Source organism: Alsobacter sp., from assembly GCF_059501845.1.
In genome coordinates this window covers 1-12,285 of the sequence record NZ_JCACDK010000013.1, presented here as the reverse complement: position 1 = coordinate 12,285, position 12,285 = coordinate 1, and the positions used below count along the sequence as shown (strand labels likewise).

Sequence of the window (12,285 nt, the reverse complement as noted above, 5' to 3'; positions counted from 1 at the left end):
CCGGCCGTCCGTGGACCGCGGGTCTTCAGACCCGCTCTTGCCAAGCCACAGCGCGTTGGAGCACGGGCGCTCCGAGGCCTACCGCTTCACCGGCTTGCCCTCGACGGCCATGCCGCCGATGGCGGACCAGTCCTTGTCGCTCAGGCCGGCGGCGATGGCGCTTTCGAAGCGTGCGCGGAGTGCCTGCCCGAACGGCAGGTCCTTGCCCGCCCCCTCGGCAGCGGACAGAGCGAGGTTCACGTCCTTCAGGCCGAGCGGCAGCTTGAAGGCCGCGGGCTCGAAGGTGTTCGACCCGATCATCGCCCCGTAGCCGCGATAGGCGATGGCGCCGAAGAGCGTCTCCGTCATGATCTCCAGGAACCGCGCCGCCGGCACGCCATGGGCCGTCGCGATGCCGGCGCCCTCCCCCATCGCCTCGATGGCACAGGCCAGCATGAGGTTGCCGCCGATCTTCACCGCATTGGCAGCGGCGGGGTCTTCCCCAACAGGCCATACCGCCTTGCCCATGGCGCGGTAGACGGGTTCCAGCTCCGCCACCGCTGCGCGGTCGCCGGCAACCACGATGTTGAGCTGGCCCGCCTGGGCAGCCTCTGGCCGGCCGAAGACGGGCGAGGCGACATAAGTGACGCCGGCCTCGGCGTGGCTGGCGGCGAGCTCTGACGACAGCGCGACGGAAATGGTCGCCATATTGGCGTGGATGCGGGGCCGGGCCCCCGCCGCCAGCGCCCCGCCGACCACCTCGCGGGTGGCCGCGTCATTGGCGAGCATGGAGAGCGCGACCTCACGCCCGAACGCCTCGGCGGCACTGGTGGCCGCCTTCGCGCCCGCGGCGACCAGATCCTTCTCCGGACCCGGCGAGCGGTTCCAGACGGTGACCTCGTAGCCCGCGGCAAGGAGGCGGGACACCATCGGGCGCCCCATCTCTCCGAGTCCCAGGAACCCGACGGTGGGCTTGTTCGCGGCGCTCATGTCCGCGGCTCCGTCAGCGCGGCTTCCAGGATGTCGAGCCCCTCTTCGAGGATCGCCGGAGGGATCGTGAGAGGGAACAGGAGGCGCACGGTTTCCGCCCACACGCCGCAGGTGAGGATCATGAGGCCCCGGTCGAGGCATTCGCCCGCAAGGGCCTTGGCGGCGTTCGGATCAGGCGTGCTGCCGCCGTGTTCCGTCACCGTCTCGAAGGCGATCATGGCGCCGAGATTGCGGACATCGCCCATCGGGCGTCCCGTCTTCCGGTCGCGAATGGAACGCAGGCGCGCCGTGACCGTCTCCCCCATCTCCGCGGACTTTGCGAGCAGCCCGTCGGCCTCGAACGCCTCGATGACGCCGAGGGCCGCAGCGCAGGAGACGGGATTGCCGGCATAGGTGCCGCCAAGGCCGCCGGGGTCCGGCGCGTCCATGATCGCCTGCCGACCAACCACGCCGGCCAGCGGGAACCCGCCGGCGAGGCTCTTGGCGGCCGTGATCAGGTCCGGCTCGACGCCGTAGTGCTCCATCGAGAACCACTTTCCGGTGCGCCCGAAGCCGGACTGGATCTCGTCAGCCACCATGACGATGCCGTGCTGGTCGCAGAGCCTGCGGATGCCTTCCACGAAGGCCTGCGGTGCGACGTAGAAGCCGCCCTCCCCCTGCACCGGCTCGAAGACGATGGCGGCGACCGTCTTCGGGTCGACGTCGGTCTTGAACAGCCACTCCAGCGTCAGGAACGTATGCTCGACGCTGAGCCCCTTGTGCGGGATCGGGAACGGCACGCGCCAGACCCCGCCCGGGAACGGCCCGAACTTGGTCTTGTACGGCACCGTCTTGCCCGTCATCGCCATCGTCAGGAGCGTCCGGCCGTGGAATGCGCCGGTGAAGACGATGACGTCCGAGCGGCCCGTCGACGCGCGTGCGATCTTGATGGCGTTCTCGACCGCCTCGGCGCCCGTGGTCACGAAGAGCGACTTCTTGGCACCGGAGATGGGCGCCATTGCGTTCAGCTTCTCGGCGAGCTCCACGAAGGGCTCGTACGGCGTGACCATGAAGCAGGTGTGCGTGAAGCGGTCGAGCTGCTCCTGCACGCGCTTCATCACCAGCGGATGGCGGTGGCCGGTGTTGAGAACGGCGATGCCTCCGCCAAAATCGATAAAGCGGCGGCCCTCGACGTCCCACACCTCGGAATTCTCGGCGCGGGCGGCGTATACCGGCTGGCCCAGGCCGACGCCGCGGGCGACAGCCTGGGTTCGACGCTCCAGCAGCTCGTCCGTGAGGGTGCGGTTGCTGCGGACAGGCGAATGGTCGTTCATGGGAAGGCCCTCTGGGTAAGCTGTGCCGCAGGCCTTCTAGGCCGTGGCAGCACGCCTTGCCATCGTGCCTGCGACACTGCCACGGCGCCAGTGCGACCTTTGCAGCCCTGGCGCCATGTGCCGCATCGCTCAGTCGATACGGGGATCCTTGCGGCTGCGTGCCGCCTCTCCGGCCTTCACCGGGTCCTTCTCGACGCCGGCCTGCAGCACTTTGGTGGCCGTCGCATCCTTGCTTTTCGGATCGTCGCGCCGCGGCGCCGTCTCGGGCGTGGCTTCCAGGCCGACGTCCTTCGGCTTCATGCCGCCCTTGCGCGCGGCGGCGTCGAACGTCTCCAGCGTTTCCGGCTGAGGTCCGCGTGTCTCCCGGGCCATGTCGTCCTCCTCTGGTGAGGTCGCAAGCGCGACCGTGAGCACAACCATCGCCGAGGGGAAGCGTTCCAGAGAGCGCGATGCAGCAAGCACGTTGACGGCACGGTCGTCGCGAAGCGCGCGCACACTGCCAATGCGTGGCGCATTGCCGCACGGGGGAGCCTATCTTACGGAAAGTTCATTTGACCCGCGATACTCGCGGGTTCAAATCGGCGCCATGGTGAAACTGGTCAGTTCAGAATTCGACGGTGCCCCGGGAGAGCTGCCCGGGCCGCCGGCACGTGCGTCGTCACGCGACCGCCGCAGCCGGATCATCGATGCGGCGCTCAGGCTTTTTGCCGAGACGGCCTATGACAGCGTCCAGATGGACGACCTGGCGCGCGCGGCTGGTGTCGCCAAGCCCACCCTCTATCGCTATTTCGCGACCAAGGAAGAGCTCTTCCTCGAAGGGATCGAGCGGACGCTCGGCGACCTGGAGCACGACGCGGAAGCCGCGGCGCAAGCCGCTGCGTCTCCCGAGGACGCCCTTTCCGCCATCGTCCGCTGCGTGCTGGATGCGCTCGGCCAGTGTACCGCCGCCATCCGCGCCTTCGACGATGGCGAGACCGGCCTCGGCGAGCGCGGCCGCGCGGTCATCCGCCGCAGGGTGAAGCGCATACGAGTGACCATGGAAAGCGTTGTCTCCACTGGCGTCGCAAGCGGCGCCTTTAGACCGGTGGAGCCTGAACTCGCCGCACTCGCCATTCTCGGCGCCGTCCGCATGACGGCCGCCAATGTTCCCGCCCGGCGTCGTGCCGCTGCCGCCAACGGCATCGTCGCGATGGTTCTGGGCGGACTTCGTCCCGTGTCCCCGGACCTCCTGTCCTCCCCCGTGAAGGAAGCCCGTTCATGACGCGCACTCTCCTCGCCCTCCTCCTGGCCCTTGTGCTCGGCGGAACCTGGGCCTGGTTCGAACGTCCCGAACTCATCGCAAGCGCCGCACAGCGCCTGCCGGATGGTCTGCGCCAGCAGGTCGAGGCACGGCTGCCGAAGCAGGAAGCGCCTGCCGACGGCCAGCAGAAGCAGGCTGGGACTGCACCGCAGGGCGCAGGCCAGCGACGCAATGCGGTCGCTGTCGCGCTGGCGCCTGCCGACAGCCGGGACTTCGTCATCAGCCGCCGTTCCATCGGCACGATCGAGCCCGTGGCGTCCGTCACCGTTCGCTCCCGCATCGACAGCCAGCTCGTCGAGCAGCACGTCACCGACGGCCAGATGGTCAAGGCAGGCGACATGCTCTTCACGCTGGATGACCGCGAACTCGCGGCGACGGTGTCGCAGAACGAGGCGACGCTGGCCCGCGACGAGGCCGTCGCGGAGCGCACCGAGGCCGATCTCAAGCGCAAGCGCGACCTTCTCTCCACCAATGCCGGCAGCCAGCAGCAGGTCGACCAGGCCGTCTCCGACGCCAAGTCCGCAGCCGCTGCCGTGGCGGGGACGAAGGCGTCACTCGAGCTCAATCGCGTCAAGCTCGGCTACACCAAGATCAAGGCGCCCATCGATGGGCGGATCGGCACCGTCATGGTTTCGCCCGGCAACCTCGTCCGGGCCGGAGACACCGGGACGGGGCTCGTCACGATCACCCAGGTGAAGCCCGTGCGCGTGTCCTTCACGCTGCCGGAACGCGAGCTCTCCGGCCTTCGCGATGCCATGGCGGCAAAGAAGCCACCATCGGTCCATGTCCGCCCGAACGGGCAGGCTAAGGCCGTCGCGACTGCGCCCGTCAGCTTCATCGACAGCGCAGTGGATACCCAGTCGGGCACCATCACCGTGCGCGCCGAGTTCCCGAACGAGGGCCTCGAGCTCTGGCCGGGCCAGTATGTCGACGTCCAGGTCGACCTCAGGACCCAGCCCGACACGGTCACCGTCCCGACCGTCGCCGTGCAGACCGGTCAGGACAGCCCCTACGTGTTCGTCGCGAAACCCGACGGCACGGCGGAATTGCGCAAGATCAAGGTCCTCGCCGAACAGGGCGGGCGCACGGCGGTGACCGAGGGCCTTTCTGCCGGCGAGAACGTCGTCGTCGACGGCCAGCTGCGGCTGAGCAACGGCACGCCCATTCGCACCGGCAAGGACCAGGCACCCAAGCCCGTGGCGCAGAATACGGAGGTCCGCTCGTGAACGTCTCCGAGTTCTGCATCCGGCGCCCCGTCGCCACCACGCTGATGTCTGTGGCGCTCGTCGCCGCGGGCGTCTTCTCCTGCTTCTTCCTGCCGGTGGCGGCATTGCCGCGCACGGACTTCCCGGTGATCAACGTGTCGGCGCAGCTTCCCGGCGCGTCACCGGACACGATGGCGACCTCGGTCGCGACCCCGCTCATCAAGCAGTTCGCGACGATCGCCGGCATCGACTCGATCTCGACCACGAGCACGCAGGGCAACAGCTCGATCGCCTTGCAGTTCACGCTCGACCGCAACATCGATGCGGCAGCAGCCGACGTGCAGGCAGCCATCGCCCGCACCCAGCGTCAGCTGCCCAACGAGATGACGGACCCGCCGAGCTACCGGAAGGTGAATCCCGCCGACGCTCCCGTCCTGCTCCTCGCCATCCGGAGCGAGACCACGCCGCTGTCCAAGCTCGACGAGTTCGCGCAGCAGGTGATCTCGCCCTCGCTGTCGACCATCCAGGGTGTGGCGCAGGTCCAGATCTGGGGCAGCCAGAAATACGCGGTCCGAATCCAGATCGACCCGAACGCGCTCGCCGCGCGCGGCATCGGCGTCAACGAACTGCAGCAGGCCATCACCGCCGCGAACGCCAACACTCCGGTGGGCGTGCTGGAGAACGCCCAGCAACGCCTCACCATCGAGGCGAAGACGCAGCTCGCCGACGCCTCGCAGTTCGGCAACATCATCGTGGCCGTGCGCAACGGCAAGCCGGTTCGACTGGGCGACGTCGCGAAGGTGATCGACTCCGTCGAGAACTTCCAGTCCGCCAGCTGGTACGACGGCACGCGCTCGATCGTGCTCGCGGTGCAGCGCCAGCCGGACGCCAACACCGTTCAGGTGGTCGACCGGGTGAAGGCCCTGCTGCCGTCGTTCGAGACGCAGCTGCCGCCCAACTCGTCCATTCACACCCTGAACGACCGGTCGGTTTCGATCCGGCACGCAGTGGAAGACGTGCAGTTCACGCTGGCGCTAACCATTGCGCTCGTGATCCTGGTCATCTTCGTGTTCCTGCGCCGCCTGTCCGCGACGATCATCCCGTCGCTCGCCGTTCCGATCTCCCTCGTGGCGACACTGGCCGTCATGTACGTGTTCGGCTTCTCCATCGACAACATCTCGCTGCTCGCCCTGACGCTGGCGGTGGGCCTCGTCGTCGACGATGCCATCGTCATGCTGGAAAACATCGTCCGGCACATGGAGGAGGACGGGCTCAGCCCGCTCGAGGCCGCTCTGAAAGGCAGCGGCGAGATTGGCGTGACCATCGTCTCGATCACGCTATCGCTCGTGGCCGTGTTCATCCCGGTGCTGCTGATGGGCGGCGTCATCGGGAGGGTCTTCTTCGAGTTCGCCATCGTGGTGACGGCCTCGATCATGGCCTCGTGCTTCGTATCGCTGACGCTGACACCCATGCTGTGCGCCAAGCTCCTGAAGGCCCACGACCCCAACACGAAGCCGGGCCGCATCAGCGCCGGTCTCGAAAAGGGGTTCGACGCGCTGCTGGGTCTCTACGACGCCGGGTTGAAGCTGTGCCTGCGCGCGCAGTTCGTCGTGCTGCTCGTCTTTTTCGGCACGGTCGCCGGCACGGTCTGGCTCTACCAGATCGCCCCCAAGGGATTCTTCCCGCAGGAAGACATCGGCCAGCTCTCGGTCAGCACCGAGGCACGGCAGGACATCTCCTTCGAGGCGATGAGCAAGCTCCAGCAGGAGGTGCAGAATGTCTTCCGCGCCTCGCCCTACGTGGCCCACGTTGCCTCCACCGCAGGCGTCAGCCTGACGGGCGGCGGCCCAAACAGCGGCATGAACCAGGGACGCATGTTCGTCGAGCTGAAGCCCTCCGACCAGAGGCCCAAGCTCGACGTGATCCTGCCGGAGCTGCGGCGCCAGCTCTCCGCCATCCCCGGCATCACGACCTACATGACGCCGGTGCAGAACCTGAACATTGGTGGGCGCGCCTCCAAGAGCCAGTATCAGTTCGTGATGCAAGGCATCGACCAGCAGGAGCTCTATCCCTGGTCGCTGCGCATGGCGGATGCGATGCAGCGTGACCCGGCGAACTTCGCCGACGTCACGACCGACCTGCAGAACAACGCTGCCCAGGCCACGCTGCTCGTCGACCGCGACAAGGCCGAAGCGCTCGGCATCTCCGCCGACCAGCTGCGCTCGACGCTTTATTCGGGCTTCGGAACGCGGCAGGTCTCGACCATCTACGCCACCGGCGACAGCTACTCCGTGCTGATCGAGTTCGATCCCGGGGTGGCATGGTCTGCCGAGCGCCTCGATATTCTCCGCATCCGCGCCGCCAACGGCGTGCTGGTGCCGCTCAGCTCCTTCGCCCGGGTCGAGCGCACCACCGGCCCGCTTGCCGTGAACCAGCTCGGCCAGCTGCCCGCGGTCACTATCTCGTTCAACCTTCCGAACGGGGTGTCGCTCGGCCAGGCTCTCCAGCGCGCAGACCAGATCAAGTCGCAACTGCAGCTGCCCGGATCGATCGCCACCACCCTTTCGGGTACGGCGAAGACCTTCCAGGACTCGCTGTCGAACCAGGGGCTGCTGCTGATCGCGGCGATCGTCACGATCTACATCGTGCTCGGCATGCTCTACGAGAGCTTCGTCCACCCTCTGACCATCCTGACGGGCCTGCCGTCGGCCGCTATCGGCGCGTTCGCGGCCCTCGACCTGTTCGGGATGGAGCTCAGCGTCATCGCCATCATCGGCCTGCTGATGCTTATCGGCATCGTGAAGAAAAACGCGATCATGATGATCGACGTCGCGCTGGTGCTTCAGCGCGAGGGGCTGCCGGCGCAGGAGGCGATCCACAAGGCGAGCCTGATGCGCTTCCGGCCAATCATGATGACGACGCTGACGGCGATCTTCGGTGCGCTGCCAATCGCGCTCGGCGCCGGAGCCGGCGCGGAGCTGCGGCAGCCTCTCGGCATCGTCGTGGTGGGTGGTCTCATCGTCTCGCAGATGCTGACGCTGTTCATCACGCCGGTGCTGTTCCTCTACATGGACCGGCTGTCGCACCTCTTCTCGCGCCGCAAGGCCGAAGCGGTACCTGCACCGGCCCATGCCCGCCCGGAGCCGAAGCGAGGACGCGACGTGGAGGGCCACCCCGTCCCGGCGGAGTGACGCTTGCGCCCGTCCTCCCGGGGAGGGAAGCGACTACGGCGCGGTCCAAGGGAAGGTCCAGGTCTCGGTCAGCGTATCGGGGCCAGCCCTCAGGAAGGCGCGGAGGTCGGCTGTCTCCCCCTGGCCCAGTTCGATGTCGATCCCGGCGCGGAAGCCGCGCCGGACCGGGTTGGGCTGGAGAAAAGTCGCAGTGATCCGCCCGGAGCTGATGGTGGCGACCAGTTCCACCTTCGACGGATCGGCGAGGTAGTAGTCGAGGTCCCCGCCCGCGAACTCGACGAGGAAGCGCCGTGTGCCCGGGGGTGACGTGCGCGCCTGTCCGTGCGCGACAGGTACCGCCTGGAATGTGGCCCGTACCGTGCCGCCCTTGTGCCTGGCCGCGTCCACTGCAAGCGCGTGGATGGCGTAGGCCCGAACGAAGGCCTGCCCCGGCTGGGGTGTTTCGTCCGGACGCCACAGTGCGACGATATTGTCGAACGTCTCGTCGGGCGCAGGCAGCTCCACCAGCTCCACCCTGCCCTGCCCCCAATCGCCGGACGGCACCACCCAGTAGGATGGCCGCAGGTCGTAGCGCGCTTCCAGATCCTCATAGCGCAGGAAGTTGCGGTCGCGTTGCAGCAGGCCGTAGCCGCGCGGAGACTGGTCAGAGAAGCTCGAGATGCGGACGTCCGGTGGATTGCGCAACGGACGCCAAATCCATTCGCCGGCGCCGGTCTCGAGAAGGAGGCCATCGGAATCGTGGACTTCCGGGCGGAATTCGTCCTGGAACCGACGGTCGTTTTCATCGACGTAGAACATCGAGGTGATCGGCGCGATTCCGACCGTGTCGAGCGGGCGGCGGGGAAAGAGGTGCAGCTGGACCTCGGTGACGGTCTCCTGCCCCGGCGTGACAACGAAGGCGTAGGCGCCGGCTGCCGAAGGGCCGTCGAGCAGCGCCCAAAGCCGGATACGAGCTTGACCCTCGCCGCCCGGCTGCTCGACCCAGAATGCCCGGAACGCAGGAAACTCCTCGTTTGGCCGACCTGAACCGATGGCAAGGCCACGCAAGGAGGCGCCATAGTGGTGCCCCCGGGCAAGGAAGCGGAAATAGCTGGCGCCCAGGAAGACGGCGAGCTCGTCCATCACGTTTGGGTTGTTCAGCGGATAGTGGATCCGCAGCCCGGCAAACCCGAGATCCTCCGGTAGAGGCTTCTCGAAACGATTCTTGCCGTAGTCGAAAAGATCGGCCGAATAGGCGACCGGCCGGGCGACGCCGTTGCGGACGATCGCGATTGAAACCGGGTGGGTGTAGAGAAAGCCGGAATTGAACATCTGCAGCCTGAACGGCCCATCCAGGAGCGCCGCCTCGGGCCGGAAGCGGATGTCGCGCCAGGCGTCGTAGTCGAGGGCGGCCAGCTCAGGCGGCAGAACAGATTCGGGTTGCTCGTAGGGCCTGGAGGCGAGGTCACGAGCCCTGTCGATGACCATGTCGAAGGAAAACTGACTTTCAGGGAGAGCGGCGCGCCCCGGCCTGGCCGAACCGGCGAGGGCCGTGGCGCCAATCGTAACGAGGGCTTGGCGGCGGGTCAGCGGCATCGAAGGTCTCCGGCTGGCTTGACCTTGGGAACGTGCTGCGTGACAGGACCGTTCCGGCCCGCCGCCGAAGGTCCGCAGTCATCCGGTTTCCCCTGCGGGCCGAAATGCATTAGAGCATCGGCCGGACGGCGTCCGGCTTTCCGCATGAGCGGCACGGACGCGCCCTTCCATGCTCATCCGGACTGCCATGACGGCTCAGCCAAAGATCTCGTTCGTTTCTCTCGGTTGCCCGAAAGCGCTCGTCGACAGCGAGCGCATCGTCACGCGCCTGCGTGCCGAAGGGTATGAGCTCGTCCGGAAACACGAGGGCGCCGACGCCGTCATCGTCAATACGTGCGGGTTCCTCGACAGCGCCAAGGCCGAGTCGCTTGCGGCCATCGGCGATGCGCTGGCGCACAACGGAAGGGTGATCGTGACGGGCTGCATGGGCGCCGAGCCCGAGCAGATCCGCGACGTGCACCCGGGCGTAATGGCGATCACCGGCCCGCAAGCCTACGAGAGCGTCGTGGCTGCCGTGCACGAGGCGGTGCCGCCGGCGCACGATCCCTATCTCGACCTCGTGCCGCCCCAGGGCATCAAGCTGACGCCCCGCCACTACGCCTACCTGAAGATTTCCGAGGGCTGTAACAACCGCTGCACCTTCTGCATCATTCCCAAGCTGCGCGGCGACCTCGTCTCCCGGCCCATCGGCGATGTGCTCCGGGAAGCCGAGAAGCTGGTCGCCGCGGGCGTCAAGGAACTCCTCGTCATCTCGCAGGACACCTCCGCTTACGGGCTCGACCTGAAGTATCCGCCCTCGGTCTGGAAAGACCGCGAGATCCGCACCCGCTTTATCGATCTCTCTCGCGAACTCGGATCGCTCGGCGCCTGGGTGCGCCTGCACTACGTCTATCCCTATCCGCATGTCGACGAGGTCATCCCGCTGATGAGCGAGGGCCTCGTGCTTCCCTATCTCGACATCCCCTTCCAGCATGCCTCGCCGAAGGTGCTGAAGGCGATGCGCCGCCCCGCCCACCAGGAAAAAACGCTGGAACGGATACGGAGCTGGCGCGAGGTTTGCCCGGACCTCGCCATCCGTTCCACCTTTATCGTCGGCTTCCCCGGAGAGACGGAAGAGGACTTCGAGGAGCTCCTCGCCTTTATTGGAGAGGCCAGGCTGGAGCGCGTGGGCTGCTTCAAGTACGAGCCCGTCCGCGGCGCGACGGCCAACGACCTCGGCCTGCCCGCGGTGCCTGAAGAGGTGAAGCAGTCGCGCTGGGAGCGCTTCATGGCTGCGCAGCAGGCCGTCAGCGCCAGGCGGCTCGCATCAAGGGTCGGCCGGCGCATCAAGGTCATCATTGACGAGCCCGGCCCGACCGTATCGAAGGGCCGCTCGCAGTGGGACGCGCCCGAGATCGACGGGGCGGTCTATGTCGGCTCCCGCCGCCCGCTGCGGGCCGGCGATATCGTGACCGTCAAGGTCGAGCGGGCCGACGCCTACGATCTCCACGGCGTGGCAGTCTGAGCGCATGCTCGACTACCTCGCCGCCGCGCTGGTCACCCTACTGGTCACGGTAGACCCGCCCGGCCTTGCGCCGATCTTCCTCGGCGTGACACCCGGAATGACCTCTGAGGAACGGCGGCAGGTCGCGGTACGCGCATCCGTGATCGCCGGACTCATCATGGCGGCCTCCGGCCTGGTCGGCGCGCAATTGCTCAACGCACTCGGCATCACCTTGCCGGCCTTCCGGATCGCCGGTGGGCTGATGCTGTTCTGGATCGCGTTCGAGATGGTCTATGGCCGCCGCACGGAGCGGAAATCGGCCGACGTCGAGGCCGCCGTCACGATCGACCATATCCGCAACGTCGCGGCCTTTCCGCTCGCCATCCCGTTGATGGCGGGCCCCGGCGCCATCACGGCGACCATCCTGCTCGCTGGCCGTGCCCAGGGTGACCTGCTCAAGCTCGGGCTGCTGATGGCTGTCATCGCCGGCGTCGTGCTGAGCTGCCTGCTGACCTTCTTCGCGGCCGAACGGATCTCGCGACTGCTCGGCGTCACCGGCAACGCGGTGCTGACACGCCTTCTCGGCGTGATCCTCGCCGCGCTCGCGGTCCAGTTCGTGGCCGACGGTGTCAAGGCAATCGTCGCGGCCTGACCTGGTACTCCGCGGCCACACCGGCCGCGTGCGCAGCCGCACCGCCCCTCCTTAACGCGACCGTTAAAACTCGATTCACCGCTCTGGAGGACTCTCGGCTCCAACCGGTACGGCGAGCAGGGAGGCCACGTTTCCTCCATGAACCCGCCATCGCTGGGCTCGATTGCCCCATCAACACCGCCGCGGCGGCACTTCGCCGCGTAGCAGAGGAACGCTGGATCATGAACGTCGAGGCCAAGGACGCGCAGAATGCCCCCCGCCAGGCCAGCCGACGGCTGCCCGAGCAGCCCAACTTTCACGCCGAGAAGGCAGCGGTCTACGCTGCGGGATTTCGGGGGATCGGCATTCCCGCAGTCGCCGCCGCCGCAGCGCAGCTGAAGAGGAAGGCCCACGCGGATACCGAAGCGCGCCAGCTCCCGGCCTTCATGCTCGACGCCGACGCAGCCTGACGCTGCCAGCCGAACCGTTTCACACCCTTTCAACGCAGAAGCGGCGCCCGGGGGGGCCCAACCGGGGCGCGGGGGGCACGGGATGGGGGGGGGCCCGCGCGCCCCCCCCGGCCCCACAAAAAAAACCCCCAAGGTTTTGACACAGGCC

At 67.5% G+C, this 12,285-nt stretch carries 10 protein-coding genes; 6 read left to right on the top strand and 4 right to left on the bottom strand.

The genetic code is table 11. The features are described 5' to 3' along the window. Positions 1–78: 78 nt before the first annotated feature. The 3 genes from AC5JCN_RS10740 to AC5JCN_RS10730 form a co-directional block, all read right to left on the bottom strand. Positions 79–969 carry an NAD(P)-dependent oxidoreductase gene (locus tag AC5JCN_RS10740; protein WP_495755048.1) on the bottom strand — a complete coding sequence of 297 codons (891 nt, stop codon included), beginning with the start codon at positions 967–969 and terminating at the stop codon, positions 79–81. Beyond that, a complete protein-coding gene (gene gabT / locus AC5JCN_RS10735) occupies positions 966–2,282 on the bottom strand; it encodes a 4-aminobutyrate--2-oxoglutarate transaminase (RefSeq protein WP_495755047.1) in 1,317 nt (438 codons plus the stop codon). The genes AC5JCN_RS10740 and gabT overlap by 4 nt, the downstream gene beginning before the upstream one ends. Before the next feature lie 129 nt (positions 2,283–2,411). Continuing rightward, positions 2,412–2,654 (bottom strand): hypothetical protein, encoded by a 243-nt coding sequence (locus AC5JCN_RS10730; protein ID WP_495755046.1) that lies wholly within the window; start codon positions 2,652–2,654, stop codon positions 2,412–2,414. A gap of 214 nt (positions 2,655–2,868) precedes the next feature. On the opposite strand from AC5JCN_RS10730, the gene AC5JCN_RS10725 reads away from it, so the two are divergent. Genes AC5JCN_RS10725 through AC5JCN_RS10715 form a run of 3 tightly spaced genes read left to right on the top strand, consistent with a single transcriptional unit; the run spans position 2,869 to position 7,978 of the window. Continuing rightward, on the top strand, positions 2,869–3,543 hold the full coding sequence (locus tag AC5JCN_RS10725) for a TetR/AcrR family transcriptional regulator (protein WP_495755045.1): 675 nt from the start codon (positions 2,869–2,871) through the stop codon (positions 3,541–3,543). Continuing rightward, positions 3,540–4,808: an efflux RND transporter periplasmic adaptor subunit gene (locus AC5JCN_RS10720; protein WP_495755044.1), complete on the top strand. Its 1,269-nt coding sequence runs from the start codon at positions 3,540–3,542 to the stop codon at positions 4,806–4,808. Before AC5JCN_RS10725 ends, AC5JCN_RS10720 begins: the two co-directional genes overlap by 4 nt. Then, on the top strand, positions 4,805–7,978 hold the full coding sequence (locus AC5JCN_RS10715) for an efflux RND transporter permease subunit (protein WP_495755043.1): 3,174 nt from the start codon (positions 4,805–4,807) through the stop codon (positions 7,976–7,978). The genes AC5JCN_RS10720 and AC5JCN_RS10715 overlap by 4 nt, the downstream gene beginning before the upstream one ends. A 33-nt stretch (positions 7,979–8,011) precedes the next feature. Here the strand turns inward: AC5JCN_RS10715 and AC5JCN_RS10710 are convergent, their stop codons facing one another. Beyond that, positions 8,012–9,553, bottom strand: a complete 1,542-nt coding sequence (locus AC5JCN_RS10710; RefSeq protein ID WP_495755042.1) for an OpgD/OpgG family glucan biosynthesis protein — start codon at positions 9,551–9,553, stop codon at positions 8,012–8,014. Between the two features lie 187 nt (positions 9,554–9,740). On the opposite strand from AC5JCN_RS10710, the gene rimO reads away from it, so the two are divergent. From rimO to AC5JCN_RS10695, 3 genes are all read left to right on the top strand, one after another. Continuing rightward, complete coding sequence (rimO, locus tag AC5JCN_RS10705) at positions 9,741–11,057, top strand: 30S ribosomal protein S12 methylthiotransferase RimO (RefSeq protein ID WP_495755106.1); 1,317 nt, start codon at positions 9,741–9,743, stop codon at positions 11,055–11,057. A gap of 4 nt (positions 11,058–11,061) precedes the next feature. Continuing rightward, on the top strand, positions 11,062–11,688 hold the full coding sequence (locus AC5JCN_RS10700; RefSeq protein ID WP_495755041.1) for a MarC family protein: 627 nt from the start codon (positions 11,062–11,064) through the stop codon (positions 11,686–11,688). A 221-nt stretch (positions 11,689–11,909) separates the two neighbouring features. Beyond that, a complete protein-coding gene (locus AC5JCN_RS10695; protein WP_495755040.1) occupies positions 11,910–12,137 on the top strand; it encodes a hypothetical protein in 228 nt (75 codons plus the stop codon). Positions 12,138–12,285 lie beyond the last annotated feature (148 nt).